The sequence below is a fragment of the Streptomyces sp. SCL15-4 genome (assembly GCF_033366695.1).
GTDB lineage: Bacteria > Actinomycetota > Actinomycetes > Streptomycetales > Streptomycetaceae > Streptomyces.
The window spans coordinates 508,146-523,745 of record NZ_JAOBTQ010000001.1 but is presented as its reverse complement, the minus strand read 5'-3'; the positions used below and the strand labels follow the sequence as shown (position 1 = coordinate 523,745).

Here is a 15,600-nt window from a genome sequence, read left to right as displayed (position 1 = left end):
GTGGCGCCGCCCGCGTTCGGGCGGTGTCCGGTTCGGGTGGGCGGGGGAGGGGACATGCGGTGGCACGGATCGGCCGTCTTGCCGGTGGTGGCGCTGGCCTGTGTGACGGCGGTGGCTCCGGCGGCGGCAGCGCCGCCGGCGAGCGGAGGGACGAGGGATCCGGGACCGGCGGTGGTGAGCACGGCCGCGGACGGCACCCTCGCCAATGGCGACTCGGGCGGCGCGGTGGTCAGCGGGAACGGCCGCTTCGTGGCGTTCGTCTCGGATGCCGACAACCTGGTCCCGGGCGACACCAACGGCCTCGCCGGCGTCTTCGTGAAGGACGTGCGCACGGGCGTGGTGAGTCGGCTGGACGTGGCCGCGGACGGCACCGAGAGTCAGACCGGAACGGCGGAGGTCACGGCGGACGCGGCCGGCCGCACCGCCGTCTTCCCCCACGACGACGGCCTCGTGCCGGGCGACACCAACGGCCACCGGGACGTCCTCGCCCTGCGCCTCCGCTGACGGCCCGCCGCTCACCGGCCGAGCCGGTGCCGGCCGACGTGCGCGGCCGTCGGCACCGCCGGACCGGCCGCCGGGTGCGGTGGTCCGTCCGGCGGCCGGTGTGGGTGTCAGCGTGGTGCGGGCGTCACAGGTCGGCGGCGTCGACCACGTCGGCCAGGTCGACGAACTTGAAGCCGGTCGCCGTGCGGGTGCCGCCCTCGCCGTCGGAGGTCTCCGGAGTGTCGTGGCCGTCCTGGACGACCAGCAGGCCGTGCGGGTAGCGGCTGCCGAGCGGGGCGTTCAGGACGGCGGCGCCGTCGCACTCCTCCGATCCGTCGAGCGTCGCGGAGGCCGGGCCGACGCGGAAGCCGCCCTCGTACTCGTTGTCCTCGCTCACCTCGCGGTCGTACGCGGCGAAGGTGTTGTCGCCCTGGCTGGAGGCGAAGAGATAGCCGTCCCCGTCGGACTCCTGGAACAGGGTCAGGCCCTCGACGTCGGCGGTCAGCCGCTTGCCGCCGAAACCGGGGTCGGCGCCGGCCGTGCACTCCTCGGTGGTCTCGTCGTAGACACCGGGAACGCCGTACTCGCGGACCTTCTCCACCAGGACCGGCCTGTCGGTCAGGTCGGCGCGCAGCCGCCAGATGCCGACGTCCTCCTGGCCGGCGTAGAGGGTGCCGGTGGCGGGGTCCACCACCATGCCCTCGACCTGCGGGAGTTCGCCGGGCTCGGCGCAGGGGGACCAGGTGGTGCCGTCGGGCAGGCGGAACGACGCCGGGAGGTCGAGCGTGCGGACCTTGCGGTAGCCGACGGTGCCGCGTGCGGTCGGGGTCAGTTCGACGAGGGCGAGCCGGGTCCGCTCGCGCTGGCTGACCAGCGCGTAGGAGCGGCCGGTCGCCTTGTCCTGCCAGGTGGCGAGGCCGTACGCGGTGCGCTGCTCGTTGATCTCGGCCTGGTCGGCGGAGAAGACCGGGACGGCGGCCGGGTCGGTGACGTCGGTCAGCGGAGCGCCCGGCTTGGCCGGGTCGATGCGGTAGATCCGCAGCCGGTCGTTGCCCCGGTCGCTGACCACGGCCACGTCGGTCCGGCCGGCGGGAGTGCTCAGGCCGGTGACGAGGTCGACGTTGTTGAAGCGGCCCGGGGCGTCGCCCTCGGCCGCCGGGCGCGGCGCGGGCAGCGACTGCACCGGGCGGGCGTCCAGGCCGTACACGCGCAGGCCGCCCTTCTTCGCGGTCGCGATGACGAGGCTGTGGCCGGGGTCGGCCGCGTTGCGCCAGATCGCGGGGTCGTCCGCGTCGGAGTTGCCGCCCGCCTCGTCGTCGTAGAGGGCGGGGGTCTCGCTGGTCGGGGTGACCGTCGGCAGGTCCTCGTCGTCGGCCCCGGCCGGGGCGGCGGACAGGAGGGCGAGCAGGGCGGCACCCAGGGCGAGGGCGGCGGCTTTACGCGGTGTGCGATGCGTTCTCACAAGCGCTTCCTAGGTCGGTGTCGCGGACATGCCGATCTTGGGGGGAGAACTTTGCCTGCAGGAGACCATGAGCTGGACACCTGGTCACAGGAGAGACGACCACGCGCCAACTCCCGTTCACAAGCGCTCTATGAGCCAGGCTCCGGCGGGCGCCGGGTTTCCCGCGGCGTGCCGGCATGGGTCTTCCGGGACGACCGGATCAGAAACGCCCGTCCTCGGCATGAACGTACCGAGGGATGGCGGACGGCGGGATCCTTCGGCGCATCACGGGCGGCGTACGGCCCGGGCCCGGCGGCGCGGCGACAACCGCGCCGGCCGTTCTCCGGTCCGTTCCCGCCGCCCGCGTGCGCTCCGGGCTCACCGGCGGCCGCGCAGCTTCCGCACCAGTTCCTGTGCCTGGGCGCGGCGGCGCGGGTCGGCGGCGGTCCGGCGCACCTGCTCGATCGTCCGCCGGCCCTGCGGGCTCCTGGCGAACTGCTTGATACGTTCGACGACTCCGGCCATCACATTCCTTCCGTCGTGGTGCCTCGTTCCGCTGCGGCACCCCTGGGTCCCGGCTACCCGGTGACCGGCGGTCCACCCCCTTCCGGCCGGCCGGCGGTCCACTCGATCGCCCGTGCCGTCGCCGGCCGGCTCGGAAAAGGCCCCGAGGCCCGAGCCGGTCCGCACCGGTGCGAGGGGCCGGCCCGCCGCCGTCGGTCAGCCGGCCCCGACGAGGAGTTCGGCGGCCGCGATGCCCGAGACCCGGGTCGCGCCGTGGGTGATCACGTGGACCGCGCCGGGGCGTTCGCCGCCCGGGACCCCCATCTCCACGACCAGGGCGTCGGGCCGGTGGCGGACCAGGGTGGCCAGGGCCCGCGCCATCCACGGGCAGCGGGCGGTGTCGCGGACCACGACGACGAGGGCCCGGCCGGCGGCGGGAGTGAGCGCCTCCCGCTCCAGGAGGCCGGGGTCGTCGGTGAGGTCGTACTCGCCGATCCGCACCGACGTGGTGCCCGGGCGCAGGGCCCGCAGGGGCTCGGCCACGCCCCACGGCGTACTGCCGTCGATGGCGAGGTTGGTGACCGGCGACAGCTCCACCACGTGCGGGTCGCCCGCCAGCGGGAACCGGACGCCTGCGGCCGGGTTCCGGTGGACGGTGACCGCGCGCCGGGCGGCGACGAGTCCGATGCCGCCGGCCGTCTCGTCCGCCGTGGCCGCGCGGACCAGCCCGGCGGACCAGGCGGCGAACTCCTCGACCCGGCCGGCCGCTTCGGCGAGCCGTTCCTCGGGCAGGGTGCCGTCGAGGACGGCCGCGACGAGCGCGTCCGCGAGCCGTTCCGTCGTGGCGGCCTCCGCGCTCTCGCCGCCGACGCACACCGCGTCGCACCCCGCGGTCACCGCTCTCACGGTCGCGCCCTCGATGCCGTAGCGGTCGGAGACCGCGGCCATCTCGATGCCGTCCGTGACCACCAGGCCGGTGAAGCCGAGTTCCTTGCGGAGCAGGTCGCCGATGACGCGGTCGCTGAGCGTGGCGGGCCACTCCTCGTCGAAGGCGGGAGCCAGCATGTGCGCGGTCATGACAGTGCGGACGCCCGCCTCCATCGCGGCGACGAAGGGCGGCAGCGCGATCCGCGCGATGCTGGCGGCGTCCGCCGTCACCCGCGGGAGGCCGTGGTGGGAGTCGACGCTGGTGTCACCGTGCCCGGGGAAGTGCTTGGCGCAGGCGGCGACACCGGCCGACTGCAGGCCGCGGACCCAGGCCGCGGTGTGACGGGCCACCACGTCGGTGCGGGAGCCGAAGGAGCGCACGCCGATCACCGGGTTCGCCGGGTTGGAGTTGACGTCGGCGCTGGGCGCGTAGTTCAGGGAGACGCCGGCCTCGCGCAGCGCACGGCCGATGTCCCGGGCGACCCGCTCGGTGAGATCGACGTCGTCGACGGCGCCGAGGGCCAGGTTGCCGGGCCAGGAGGAGCCGTTGCGGGCCTCCAGGCGGGTGACGTCCCCGGCCTCCTCGTCGATGGCCACGATGAGGTCGGGGTTCTCGGCGCGCAGCGACCCGGTGAGCGCCCGGACCTGCTCGGGGTCCACGATGTTGCGGCCGAACAGCACGACGGAGCGCAGGCCCTCGCCGATCCTGCGGAGCAGCCAGTCCGGTGCGGTGGTTCCGACGAACCCCGGCTGGAGCACGGAGTTGGCCAGTCGCATGAGGTCCGGGTGGCTGGTGGCGGCCATGTGAGTCCTTCGGGTGAGCTCGGGGTGGTCGGCGGTGACACAAGGGCCCCCGGCGACGGCGGCGCCATGATGAGGGGGATATTGGCCTGTACCAATCCGCGGTGTCAAGGAGATCACTTGCCTTTACCGATGGGTCAACTTCCTTGGTGATCACTGGGGTTGACGCGTCCCGGGAGCTGTGCGAGCCTCCCCCGGTGTTCGACCTCAGGTGACGGGAGACGACCATGTACGCCCCCTTCGAGACGTCATGACGTCGTCGGCCCCGGGCGGTCTGTTCTCGGCCGCCTACCGGGCGTGCACCCTCGCGGTGGCCGCCTTGTTCGTCCTCGTCGCGTTCGCCGGGCTCGCCCTCGGCACGGTGATGCCGCTCGCCGTCCAGGACCTCGACGGGCTCGGGCTGTACGGGCTCGCCTTCGGCGGGTTCCTCACCACCGGCATGGTGGGCACGGTGCTGGGCGGCGGCTCGGCCGACCGGCGGGGACCGGCGCCGGTGCTGTCCGCCGGACTGCTGTGCTTCTCCGGCGGCGCGCTGCTCTGCGGCACCGCCACCTCCATCGCCCCGTTCGTGCTGGGCCGGTGTGTCCAGGGGCTCGGCGGGGGAGCGGTCACCGTCGCGCTGTACGTGGTGGTCGGCCGGGTCTATCCGGCGGCCCTCAGGCCCCGGATGTTCTCCCTGGTCACCGCCTGCTGGATCGTTCCTTCCATGGTGGGGCCGCCGGTCGCCGGGGCGGTCGCCCAGCACCTGTCGTGGGCGTGGGTGTTCCACGGCATCGCGGCACTCGGCGTGCTGGCCCTGACCCTGCCCGCCGCGCTGCTGCGGCGGCTCCCGACGACCGGCGGCGAGGACCGGGAGGAGCCGGACGGGCTGCGGCTGCTGCCCGCGACGGCGGTCGCCCTCGGAGCCGGGCTGCTCCAGTACGCGGGAGCGGAGACCGGCCTCCGCCGGGCGGCGGCGGCCGCCGCCGGACTCGTACTGCTGGCCGTCTGGGTACGGCCGTCGCTGCCCGCCGGCAGCCTGCGCGCGGCGCGCGGCATACCGTCGCTGGTGCTGCTGCGCGGCGTCACGGCGGGCGCCTACTTCACCATCGAGACCTACATCCCGCTGATGCTGGTCAACGAACGCCAGTGGTCGCCCGGCACCGCCGGGATGTCGCTCACCGGCGCGGCCCTCACCTGGTTCGCCGGCTCCTGGCTGCAAGGGCACCCCGGGCTGCCGCTGCCCCGCGAGCGGGTGGTCCTCGCCGGCGTGCTGATCCACGGGGCGGGCACGGCCCTGACCCTCTGCGGCACCCTGCGGGCGATGCCCGCCGCGACCGTGGGCGCCGGGCTCGTGATCGCCGGGTTCGGCATGGGCCTGCTGCTGCCCGGCATCGGCGTCCTCACCCTCGAACACTCGCCCGCCGGCCGGCAGGGCCGCAACTCGGCCTCGCTGCAACTGTCCGACAACCTCTGCAGCGTGCTCCTGGTCGGCCTGTGCGGCGCGCTGTTCAACGCGGCGCATGTGCGCGTGGGACAGGACACCGCCGCCTTCGCCGCCGTGTTCGCCCTCGCCCTGGCGGTCACCGCCGCGGCCGTCCCGATCGCCCGCAGAATCGCTGTGCCCCCGACGGAGGAGAAGAAGCATGCGACGGTATGAACTGGCCGGCCGGCGCGACATCCGCCTGGCCACCGGTGTGCCGGTGCCGGAGCCCGGGCCGCTGGAGGTCCTGGTCCGGGTGCGGGCGTGCACCGTCTGCAACCGCAGCGACCTCGCCTACTACCACTACCACGGGCTGCGCGAGCACTGCTCCCAGGGCTGCTTCGGCCACGAGATCGCCGGCACGGTGGAGGCCGTCGGACCGGGCGTGACCCGGGTGGCCCCGGGCCGGCGCGTGTTCGTCCGTACACCGCTGACCTCCGGGTACGCCGACTACGCGCTCGCCCGGGAGATCTCCGTGGGCGCGCTGCCGGACACGGTGCCCTTCGCGCAGGGGGCCCTGCTGCAACTGCTGCCGCTGGCCGTCCACGCCACCCGCGGGGTGCGGCTCGGCGACCGGGTGGTGGTGGTCGGGCAGGGCCCGGTGGGCCTGATGGCACTGCGGATGGCGGCCCTGCGCGGGGCCGCGGAGATCACGGCCGTCGACCTGGACGACTGGCGGCTGGAGCGCTCCTCGCGCCTCGGTGCCGACGCGGTGCGCCGTGTCGACGGCAGCCGCGACCAGCTGCTCGGCGTCGGAGCCGCGTTCGACGTGGCCGTGGACGCCGTGGGCACCCCGACCACGCTCAACGCGTGCGTGGACCTGGTACGCCAGAACGGGCTCGTGGTCATGCTCGGCACCCACCACATCGACACCCGGGTCACCGTGGACCTGGTGACCTGGGAGCGCAAGGGCATCCGGGTGCACAGCTCCGCCGAACCCCTCGACACCGCGCGGGCCGAGGCCCTGGCGACCGCCGAACGCCTCGCCCGCAGCCGGGAGCTGCACCTGCCCGAGCTGCTCACCCACACCTACTCCCTGGAGGAGCTGCCCAAGGCGATGGAGCGGCTGTCGGCCAGCCGCGTCCTCTACCCGGACGCGGAGCAGGCCCCCTACGACGGCCCGCCGCCCCGCACGCTCAAGGTGGCGATCGTCCCGTGAGGACACGCCCGTGAGGTGGGCCGTGGCCGGCCACGGCGACATCGTCTCCCGCCGCGTGCTGCCCGCCCTGCGCGCGCTCGGCGAGGAACCGGTCTTCCTGTGGGGCCGGGACCCGGGGCGTACGGCGTCGGCGGCGGCCCGGTGGGGCGTGCCCCGGTCCGGCACCTCCCCGCGGGGCCTGCTGGAGGGAACGGACGCGGTGTACGTCGCCACTCCCGTCGACCGCCACGTCCCGCTCGCCAAGGCCGTCCTCGACGCCGGGCTGCCCGTGCTGGTGGAGAAACCACTGGCCGGGGCGCTGCGCCCGGGCGGCGCCGGGCTCGCCACCGCGCGGGCCCGCGCGGGCGTCGCCTACTACCGCAGACTCGCCCCCGTCCTCGGCGAGGTCCGCCGGGAGCTGGCCGGATGGACACCGGAGCGGATCGAGGTCCGGTTCCGGTACGCGTTCGACCCGGGCCCGGACGACCCCATGCGCTGGCGCACCGATCCGGCCGTGTCCGGCGGCGGGGTGCTCGCCGACGCGGGCAGCCACCGCCTGGACCTGCTGCTGACGCTGTTCGGACCGCCCGCCGAGGTACGGGCCCGGCTGGGCCGGCGGTTCCCCGCCGGCGCCGAACGCACCGCCGATCTGGAGCTGGCCTGGCCCGGCGGGACGCGCGCGCACTGCCTGCTGGAGTGGGGCGGCGGACCGCCGGTGGACCGGCTGGCCCTCCACGGCGGCAACCGCTCGCTGGTCCTGGACCCGCTGGACTCGGGCGAACTGCGCGTCACCGGCCCGGCGGGAGAGCACCGCGTGGTGGACGCGCCCGGACACCCCAATCCCCATCTGCCGCTGCTCGCCGACTTCCGGGCGGCCGTGCGGGACGGGCGGCCACCGGTGTGCCCGGTGGCCGAGGCCGTCCTCGTCGACGACGTGATCGTGGCCGCGGAGCGTTCCGACGCCCTGGGCGGAGCGCCGGTCAGGCCGGGGCCGGGGTGAACTTCTCCGGGTCGCCGTAGCCGTGTTCCGGGGACCAGCTCAGCGGCTCGATGTGCGCGTTGAAGGGCCTGCCGTCGTCCCGGGTCATCTCCGGGCGCGGATGGTCCAGGTGCAGCAGCGCGTCGTCGTAGCGGCGCAGCGGGGCGGCGGCGGCCAGCCGGGCGACCACGTCGTCGTCCTCGCCGCCCCACCCCTCGTACCGCTCGTCGAATCCGCCCACCGCGTGGAAGACGTCGGACCGCACCCACACACAGCCGCCCGGAGGTTCGCGCAGCAGCAGGCCGCGCAGCACGGAACCGGGCACGTCGGCGGCACCGGCCTCGGTGCGCAGGCCGATGGCGCGCGCGGTGGACGGGCCGTCCAGCGACAGCGACCAGCGGAACGGCAGGTGGGCGCCGTGCCCGCCGTCGGCCAGCCGCGCGGTGTTGCGGGCGACGAAGTGCCGGTCGACCAGGATGTCGGCGTCCAGGACGCACACCTGGACCGCCCGACCGGCCGGGAGAGGGCGGGTGGCCTCCACGACTCCCACGTTGACCGTCCACGCCTTGTTGAACAGGCCGTCCTTGGGCGCGAGGACGTACCGGTCGACCACGCCGTCGAGCAGGTCCCGGGAGCGCGGCCCGCCGTCGCACTCCACCACCGTCACCTGGTGCGCCGGGGCGTCCTCCTGGTCGGCGAGGGCGCGCAGGCAGGCCAGCAGATTGCGGGTGCGCGGGCCGCCCGAGCGGTCCCGGAAGGGGATCACCACCTGGACCGGGGCGACATCTGAGGACTCCTGGCGGACCCGCGGCACGGCGGGTGTCCCGGAGCGCGGTGCCGGCTCCGCCGCCGTGTAGTCGGCCCCGAGGTGGTAGTCGATCCAGATCCGCCCGTCGGCCTCGGCGACCGCCGCCGCCAGTTCCGCCCGCCTTCCGGCCCGCCCGGCGAGCAGGACGCCGAGGCGGTCGCGCAGCGTGTGCTGCGCCGCCGTGTCCGCGGGGTCGCCGACGACGGCCCGGTAGGCGCCGCAGGCGGCCGGGTCCGCGGCCACCAGGCCGGCGAGCGCGGCGTCCACCGTGCGGTAGTGGTCCTCGCTCAGGGCCCAGTAGTCGGCGGCGATCCGCGGCACCGCCGGGTCGTGGGCCAGGACCGCGTAGGCGGTCAGACGGTCGGCGAGGCGGGAAACGGTCGGCTCGGGCGCGGTGGACACAGGAGGGCTCCGATCGGCTGGGTGCGGGAAGGTCAGGCGCCGTCGTCCGCCGACCACGGGACGAGCCAGCGCGGGTCGGGCGTGTCCTGCGCACGGATGAACCTCACGTCGGCGGACAGGCGCAGGGTGTCGGTGGTGTTGTCCAGCGAGGCGTGCACGATCCGCGGAAGGTGCACCATCAGGTCTCCGGCGCGGAAGTCGGTCCACAGCCAGCGGCGTCCCAGGTGACGGGCGGTCAGCTCCAGGTCGTGGCTGATCGGCCGCCGGTCGCCGGGGCGGTCGGTGACCTCGCGCAGCGGCGCGTACTCCTCGGGCCGGAGCCGGTGCGACCCTTCCAGGTAGATCAGCGGGCCGGTGGCCAGCGGGCAGTCGCCCACCGGTATCCACAGGGTGACCACGCGCGGGGACGCCGAGACGGCGTTCATGTAGTCGAGGTCCACATGGGCCCGGGACGCGCGCCGGGAGCCTCGGTGGAAGTGGCGCAGGATCCGCCGGGGCAGCATCCGGACACTGCCGCCGAGCAGGGTTTCGGCCAGGTCGGACAGCAGCGGGTCGGCCATGAACCGCTCGAACCCGGCCGACCGGACGAAGGCGTGGGCCGGGTGCCGGGGCAGCCCGTGCTCCGGGAGCCCCGCCGGCACGCTGCCGGAGAAGACGCCGTCCTCGGGACGGGTGCCGTCGGCCAGGTAGCCGTCCGGGAAGAGGGAGAAGTACGCGCCGCGCAGGCGCAGCACCTCCGCCCGGTCCAGGACACCGGGCAGGTACACGTAGCCGTCGGCGTGCAGGCGTTCGCGCAGGGCGCCGGGATCGCCGAGGAGTCCGGCACTTCCGCGCAGCGGGCCGAACAGGTCCGGCGAGAACGCTATCGGCACGCCGTTGGAGGACAGGGCCGGTCGCGGCATGGTGGGGTGCGGCATGGGATTTCCTCCGGTGCGAGGGGTGCGGGCGGCGCGCGGTGAGCGGGTCAGTACACGCCCTCCACGGCTTCCTCCTCGTCGCCGGCCGTGTCGGCCGGCCGTACGGCGGCCACTCCGTCCCAGGGGAACCAGGGGTGGGGGCCCGTGCGGACCGCGCTGTCGCGTTCGAGGAGGTTGGGGATGAACAGGTCCTCCAGCAGCGTGGTGGCCCGCACCCGGCCCCGTTCGCCCACCGCCACCTCCCGCCACGGGTCGTCCGGGTCGACGACGGTCAGCACCGCGAAGGGCGGCGGCAGATGGTACGAGTGGGTGCCGCCCTCCGGCAGCGCGGGGCCGTCCGGCACCGCGTCGGCCTGGAGGGCGTGGCCGACCAGGGTGTTGCCGTAGGTGTCGATCCACTGCACGCCCGTCAGGTGCGTCTCCCGCAGGTGCTGCGCCTCGGCCGGCGTGCACGACGTGCCTCCGGTGCACACCGCGCGGACCCCGTACGTGTGCAGGGGCTCGGGCAGCCGCAGGGCCAGTTCGACGAGCAGGCGTGGTGTGGTGAACAGCAGCGCGGGCCGCTCGCGGGTCAGCAGCGGCACCGTCTGGGCGATCAGGTGGTCGGTGTACGCGCGGGGGTCGCCGCCGGTGCGCAGCGTCGCCTTGACCCAGCGCGGGTCGAGGTCGATGGCGTGCACGGCACCGTTCCAGGTGTCCGCGAGGGCCTCCACGAAGTGCCCGTAGGCGTGCGGGCCCATCGGCGTCATCGCCAGGATGTCGCCGCCCGCCAGCCCGCGCGCCCTCAGCATGACGGAGTAGATCCGCACGTCGAGGTCGAGGCGGGTGACGTTGACGATCCGGCAGGGGGCGCCGGTCGTCCCGCCGGTCTCGAAGATCCGGAAGGGGCGCCCCTGGTAGCCGCGCGGACGAAGGTCGCGCGCGGACGCGGCGCGCAGCTCCTCCTTGTCGAAGAGGCCGAAGAGCTCCAGGGCCGCGAAGCCGTCGACATCCGTCAGCGGATCGAAGCCGAGCGAGGACCGGCGGGAGACCCAGAAGGGCGAGCCGGTCTCCGGCGAGAAGTGCCACCGCATCATGCGGCGCGTCCAGGTGTCCAGGTCGACGGTGAGTTCCGGGACGCGCTCGCGCATGGCGGCCCAGACCGTCGCGGGGGTCGGCGGAGCGCTTCGTACGCTGGTCATCGACTTCTCCTCATGCCGTCGCCCGCGCCGGAGGGCGGTACACGAACAGGGACCGGCCGGCGATCGCCTCGGCGGCCGGGCCGGTGGCGCTCACCACGGCCGCGAACGGGAACGGGACTTCGTGGCCGATCAGCGGGTGCCGTCGCGGATCAGGGTCCGGCTCCCCGATCAGCACCAGGTGCGGGGTGACGTAGCGGTCGCCGCCGGGCGTCCCGACGACCGGCGGCCGGCGGGTCAGCAGCCGGTCCGCCGGACCCAAAAGGTCCGTCACGGAACGGGCCGCGCGCTCGGCCGCGCCCGGGTCCCGGAAGGCCGTCAGCGGCCAGTCGCCGCCGCCTGGCTCACCGGTGGCCGCGTCGAGGGCGCCGGCCAGGGCGGTGGCCAGCGGCTCGGCCGGCCCGGAACGGACCACGGTGCGCACGTTGCTGCAGAACCGGCCGGAGTCGGCCGCGACCAACGGCAGCAGCCACTCGACCGCCTCGGCGGTCCCCATGTCCTCGGGCACCAGCGCACAGCCACGGCCGGGCCCGCGCAGACTCAGCCCGGCCGAGGAGCGGACCGACGCGGCCAGCGAGGAACCGCCGAAGACGACCTGACGGTCGGTGAGCCGGACCAGGCCGTCGAGTTCCCGCCGGCCGGTCGGGCAGAACACGATCCGCTCCGGCGGCCAGCCCGCCTCCAGCAGGGCGGCGGTCAGCCGGGCCGCCGAGAGGGGCTCGCGTCTGCTGGGCCGGATCCACACCGCGGCGGAACGTTCCGCCTGTTCGAGGACCGCGTCCAGGCAGGTGAAGGTGTTGCCCGGCAACGCCACCAGCGCCACCGTCGCGTCGGGCTCCGGCACCGGCCGCTCCGCCGGCGCGGCCTTGAGCATCCCGCACCAGCGGTCGACGAGGGACCGGGGGAGCCCGGCCGTCTCCCACAGCGCCGCGCGGAAGTCCTCGGCGCTCTGCCGCCCCAGCCCGCCCACCGTGAGGACCCCGTGCTCGAACAGCTCCAGGGCGCGCAGCAGCAGCGCGCGCCGCCCGGCCGGTACGGGAGGCAGGCCCGGAGCCGTACGGTCCCACCAGCGGCGGTCGTCCGCGGCCACGATCTCCGGCACCAGCGCGAGCCGGATCCCGGCCGGCCCCGGCAGCGCCGCCGTGTCGAGGGAGGGCTGCCACGCCCCGCGACGGAACGCGTGGACGACGGGCGTCACGACAGCTCGCCGCGGAGCGCCGAGACCACCCGCTCCTGCTCCTCCTCGGTGAGCGAGGGGAACAGGGGCAGCGCGATGTGGTGCCGGGCGAACCGCCGGGCCCGCGGGAAGTCGCCGTCCGGGCCCGCGGCGGCCCCGAAGTACGGCTGGTCGCACAGGAGGTGGTCGTACACCTCGCCCGCCAGGTGCACACCGTGCCGGTCCCGCAGCCGCTTCTTCAGGACCTCCCGGTCGACGGACTCGTCCAGGTGGGCCAGGTACTTGTAGTAGTTGCTCCCGGACTCCCCGGGCACCGGATGCGGCCGCAGTCCGGGGACCCCGTCGAGCAGCGCGTCGTAGCGCCGGGCGAGGGCCCGCCGGGCGGCGAGGGTGGCGGCGAAGCGTTCGAGGTCCACCGTGCCGACCGCGGCGTGCAGTTCGCTGAGCCGCCAGTTGCCGCCCGGCCGGTCGTGCAGGGTGGAGCCCGCGGCACTCTTGCCGTGGTCCCGCCACCGCCGTACGGCTTCCAGGTCCTCCGGCGCCGCGCCGGTGACCAGTCCGCCCTCGCCGCTGAGCGCGACCTTGGTCGGGAAGAAGGAGAACGCGCCGAACCGGCCGAGGCTGCCCGCCGGTCTGCCGCGCAGGGTGCTGCCGAAGGCGTGCGCGGCGTCCTCCAGGACCGGAACGCCGCGCTCCGCGCACAGGGCGAGCACCTCGTCGAGCGAGGGCGGCACGATGCCCCCGATGTGGACGGGCACCACGGCCCGGGCGCCGGGCTCGCGGTCCAGGGCGGCGCGCAGCGCGGCCGGGTCCATGCCCAGTCCCTCGGGTTCGATGTCGACGAACCGGACCCGGGCGCCCGCGCGGACGGCCGCGGCGGCGGTCGCGAAGAACGTGTTGACGGGCATCAGCACGGTCCCGCCCGCCACGTCCAGGATCCGCAGGGCGATCTCCAGGGCGGCGGAGCCGGACGAGACGGCGACGCCCGCCGTGCCGGTCCAGTCGCCGGCCAGCTCCTCGAACCGGGCGACCAGCGGTCCCTGGGTGAGGACACCGGAGGCCAGTGCCGTGTCCACGCGGTCCAGAACGGCTCGACGCTCGGTGGCGTCGAAGCGGATGCGCTGGGCCGGCACGGGCGCCGGGTCCGCAGCGGGCGCGGCCAGCGCGCGGGTGAGGAACCGCGCCGCGTGCGCCACGTGGGTGCCGTGACCCATGGGCAGTTCGAGCACCTCGGGCTCCGGCACACCGGCCGTCCGGTAGCCCCGGCGGACCGTCTCCGCGGCGGCACGGGTGTCGGCCGGGTCCAGGAAGGGGTCGTCGGTGCCGTACTGGAGCTGGAGCGGCGCCGGGGCCAGGGCGGCGTAGAGGTCCGGCAGATCGGCGTATTCGAGGATGCCCGGCAGCACCGCGCCCTCGAAGCCCGTGAAGAGCCGTCCGAACAGGGCCGGATAGGTGCCCAGATGACTGGCGGCGCACACCGGCAGCGGACGCTCGGCCAGCAGCGCGGTGTGCAGCGCCACGGCCGCGCCCATGCTGTGCCCGAGCAGCCCGACGCGCTCGCCGTCGACCAGCGGATGGGCGCGCAGCACCGCCAGGACGCCGAGCGCGTCCCCGACGAGGGCGCCGAGCAGACAACGGCCGGTGAGCGTGAACGCGTGGGCCAGGACGGCCCCCTCGTCCCGCCCGCCGAGCCGCTCGGACGGGACGCCGCCGAGGACGCCGTGGTCGAACGCCAGCGTGGTGAGACCGGCGCGGGCCAGGCGCTCGGCGGTGTTGCGGTCCGGGTGGTCGGGCGCCGCCTCGCCGGTCAGCTGTTCCAGCCGGGCGTTCTTGCCGCCGAGGACCAGCACGCCGGGCCCCGGCCGGGCGTGCTCCGGGGAGAGCAGGACCGCGCGGAACTCGCCGCGCGCCGGCGAGCCGAGCGTCAGCTCCTCGCGCCGGAGGCCGTCGCGCACGGTGGTGGCGGACGCGATGACGGTGACGCGTGAGCCCTCGCGCTCGACGCGCGCCAGCCGCCGCACGATGGAGCGGAGCGGGTGGCCGCCGGGGGTGTCACGTGGGGCCGGCTCGGGCGCCAGGACCCGTTGCAAGTGGCGGATCTGCATGGTGTGTGCCGGACCGATTCCGTGAGAGTGGGTGGGTGTTTCCGGCCGCCGGGCCGGCGGCACGGCCGTCAGACGAAGTCGGCGTGCAGGGTGCTCGGGACTTCCACGGCGTATGCGTCCAGCGCCTGGTCGAGCTGGATCTGACCGCGGTGGAGATGCTCCAGGAGTTCGTTCTGCGGGCGGTAGAAGCACGACTTGCACAGGTCGGTACGGCGCGGATTGGCGGCCTCCCACTCGGCGCGCGGGCCGCCCTCCAGCACCTCGGCGTAGCCTTGGTCGAGCACGTTGCCGATCAGGTAGCGGCTGTTGAGGTGGACCTGCGGGCACGGATACAGATTGCCGTCGGCGCCCACCGCGGTGACGAATCGGCTGTAGTGACAGCGCTCGAAGTCGCCCTCGACCTCCTCGACCTGGTCCATCGGGCCGCGGTCGAGCTTGGGTACCGAGACCTCGAAGGTGTCCGTGGACAACTCGGCCGCCCGGCGCAGGGATTCGGCGATGTCCGGCATCACCGTCTCGATGGTCTCGTGGCCGAGCGCGCTGTAGAACTCCGGCTCGAAGCGCACGTAGTGGGCCCCGGACTCCCGTCCGATCCGGGCCGCGGCCAGGATCTCCCGGTGGTTCTGCCGGGTGATCACGAAGTTGAAGCCGATCCGGAAGTCCGGTGCCACCGCCGTCTCCCGCAGCCGTCCGACCGCTGAGACGAAGGAGGCGAAGGTCTGCTCCCGGTCCCGGGTGATCTCGTTGAACGTGGCCTCGGTCCCGGCGTTGAGGCCGATGCGCACCCAGGTGTGGGTGGCCGCGACGGTCTCGGCGACGGCCGGACGGCCGAGCCGGGAGCCGTTGGTGATCAGACCGATGCGCAGTCCGGCCTCGTGGGCGGCCCGGCTGATCTCCGTGTACCCGGGATGGATGGTGCACTCGCCGCTGCCGCAGAAGGTCACCGCGCGGCCGTCGTTGGCCGCGAACTCCCGCATCAGCGTGACGGCCTTGTCGGTGGGGATCGAGTCCTTGAAGGAGAACAGGTCGTAGAACTGTTCCTCGTTGGGGGAGTGGAAGTTGCAGAAGTTGCAGCGCATGTTGCAGGCGCCCATGATCCCGATCCTCATGTGGACCGGTTTGAACTCCTCGCCGGCGACGAACCTCCGCAGCAGGTCACCGTGTGCCAGCACCTTCTGCGGGGAGTGGGCCTGATCGAGACTGACCGGCGGCAGCGTGGCTGCGGAATCGGAGGTTTCCACCGAACTGCGCTGAGATATGCCGTTCTCGTCCATGGAA

At 74.7% G+C, this 15,600-nt stretch carries 13 protein-coding genes; 4 read left to right on the top strand and 9 right to left on the bottom strand.

Translation table 11 applies throughout. From position 1 onward, the window contains the following. Positions 1 to 174: 174 nt before the first annotated feature. The gene (locus SCK26_RS02110; protein ID WP_318199500.1) at positions 175 to 504 is read left to right on the top strand and encodes a hypothetical protein; all 330 of its coding nucleotides are present in this window, start codon (positions 175 to 177) and stop codon (positions 502 to 504) included. A gap of 124 nt (positions 505 to 628) precedes the next feature. Here SCK26_RS02110 and SCK26_RS02105 read toward each other — a convergent pair whose 3' ends face one another. The 3 genes from SCK26_RS02105 to SCK26_RS02095 form a co-directional block, all read right to left on the bottom strand. Beyond that, complete coding sequence (locus tag SCK26_RS02105) at positions 629 to 1,945, bottom strand: phytase (protein ID WP_318199499.1); 1,317 nt, start codon at positions 1,943 to 1,945, stop codon at positions 629 to 631. A gap of 357 nt (positions 1,946 to 2,302) precedes the next feature. Then, complete coding sequence (locus SCK26_RS02100; RefSeq protein ID WP_318199498.1) at positions 2,303 to 2,449, bottom strand: hypothetical protein; 147 nt, start codon at positions 2,447 to 2,449, stop codon at positions 2,303 to 2,305. A gap of 195 nt (positions 2,450 to 2,644) precedes the next feature. After that, entirely contained in the window at positions 2,645 to 4,159 is a 1,515-nt protein-coding gene (locus SCK26_RS02095; protein ID WP_318199497.1) for a glycoside hydrolase family 3 protein, read from the bottom strand. Positions 4,160 to 4,406: 247 nt separating this feature from the next. Between SCK26_RS02095 and SCK26_RS02090 the strand changes: the two genes are divergently transcribed. From SCK26_RS02090 to SCK26_RS02080, 3 genes are read left to right on the top strand one after another with little or no spacing between them, the layout of a single operon-like run. Continuing rightward, the gene (locus tag SCK26_RS02090; protein WP_318199496.1) at positions 4,407 to 5,795 is read left to right on the top strand and encodes an MFS transporter; all 1,389 of its coding nucleotides are present in this window, start codon (positions 4,407 to 4,409) and stop codon (positions 5,793 to 5,795) included. After that, complete coding sequence (locus tag SCK26_RS02085) at positions 5,782 to 6,777, top strand: zinc-dependent alcohol dehydrogenase (protein ID WP_318199495.1); 996 nt, start codon at positions 5,782 to 5,784, stop codon at positions 6,775 to 6,777. The genes SCK26_RS02090 and SCK26_RS02085 overlap by 14 nt, the downstream gene beginning before the upstream one ends. Before the next feature lie 10 nt (positions 6,778 to 6,787). Next, the gene (locus SCK26_RS02080; RefSeq protein ID WP_318199494.1) at positions 6,788 to 7,756 is read left to right on the top strand and encodes a Gfo/Idh/MocA family oxidoreductase; all 969 of its coding nucleotides are present in this window, start codon (positions 6,788 to 6,790) and stop codon (positions 7,754 to 7,756) included. Here the strand turns inward: SCK26_RS02080 and SCK26_RS02075 are convergent. From SCK26_RS02075 to SCK26_RS02050, 6 genes are all read right to left on the bottom strand, one after another. Then, entirely contained in the window at positions 7,737 to 8,945 is a 1,209-nt protein-coding gene (locus SCK26_RS02075; protein ID WP_318199493.1) for a galactosyltransferase-related protein, read from the bottom strand. The two genes, SCK26_RS02080 and SCK26_RS02075, sit on opposite strands and share 20 nt — an antisense overlap. A 32-nt stretch (positions 8,946 to 8,977) precedes the next feature. Continuing rightward, positions 8,978 to 9,862 (bottom strand): phytanoyl-CoA dioxygenase family protein, encoded by an 885-nt coding sequence (locus SCK26_RS02070; protein WP_318199492.1) that lies wholly within the window; start codon positions 9,860 to 9,862, stop codon positions 8,978 to 8,980. 47 nt (positions 9,863 to 9,909) lie between these two features. Next, positions 9,910 to 11,043 carry a hypothetical protein gene (locus tag SCK26_RS02065; protein WP_318199491.1) on the bottom strand — a complete coding sequence of 378 codons (1,134 nt, stop codon included), beginning with the start codon at positions 11,041 to 11,043 and terminating at the stop codon, positions 9,910 to 9,912. 10 nt (positions 11,044 to 11,053) lie between these two features. Next, the gene (locus SCK26_RS02060; protein WP_318199490.1) at positions 11,054 to 12,238 is read right to left on the bottom strand and encodes a hypothetical protein; all 1,185 of its coding nucleotides are present in this window, start codon (positions 12,236 to 12,238) and stop codon (positions 11,054 to 11,056) included. After that, positions 12,235 to 14,322 (bottom strand): DegT/DnrJ/EryC1/StrS family aminotransferase, encoded by a 2,088-nt coding sequence (locus SCK26_RS02055; RefSeq protein ID WP_318199489.1) that lies wholly within the window; start codon positions 14,320 to 14,322, stop codon positions 12,235 to 12,237. Before SCK26_RS02055 ends, SCK26_RS02060 begins: the two co-directional genes overlap by 4 nt. 68 nt (positions 14,323 to 14,390) lie before the next feature. Further along, on the bottom strand, positions 14,391 to 15,596 hold the full coding sequence (locus SCK26_RS02050; RefSeq protein ID WP_318199488.1) for a radical SAM protein: 1,206 nt from the start codon (positions 15,594 to 15,596) through the stop codon (positions 14,391 to 14,393). Positions 15,597 to 15,600 lie beyond the last annotated feature (4 nt).

Bases quoted from the DNA above. Each gene is read 5' to 3' on its own strand.
- SCK26_RS02100 (WP_318199498.1), bottom strand. From the start codon at position 2,449: ATGGCCGGAGTCGTCGAACGTATCAAGCAGTTCGCCAGGAGCCCGCAG.
- SCK26_RS02095 (WP_318199497.1), bottom strand. From the start codon at position 4,159: ATGGCCGCCACCAGCCACCCGGACCTCATGCGACTGGCCAACTCCGTG.
- SCK26_RS02090 (WP_318199496.1), top strand. From the start codon at position 4,407: ATGACGTCGTCGGCCCCGGGCGGTCTGTTCTCGGCCGCCTACCGGGCG.
- SCK26_RS02085 (WP_318199495.1), top strand. From the start codon at position 5,782: ATGCGACGGTATGAACTGGCCGGCCGGCGCGACATCCGCCTGGCCACC.
- SCK26_RS02070 (WP_318199492.1), bottom strand. From the start codon at position 9,862: ATGCCGCACCCCACCATGCCGCGACCGGCCCTGTCCTCCAACGGCGTG.
- SCK26_RS02065 (WP_318199491.1), bottom strand. From the start codon at position 11,043: ATGACCAGCGTACGAAGCGCTCCGCCGACCCCCGCGACGGTCTGGGCC.
- SCK26_RS02055 (WP_318199489.1), bottom strand. From the start codon at position 14,322: ATGCAGATCCGCCACTTGCAACGGGTCCTGGCGCCCGAGCCGGCCCCA.
- SCK26_RS02050 (WP_318199488.1), bottom strand. From the start codon at position 15,596: ATGGACGAGAACGGCATATCTCAGCGCAGTTCGGTGGAAACCTCCGAT.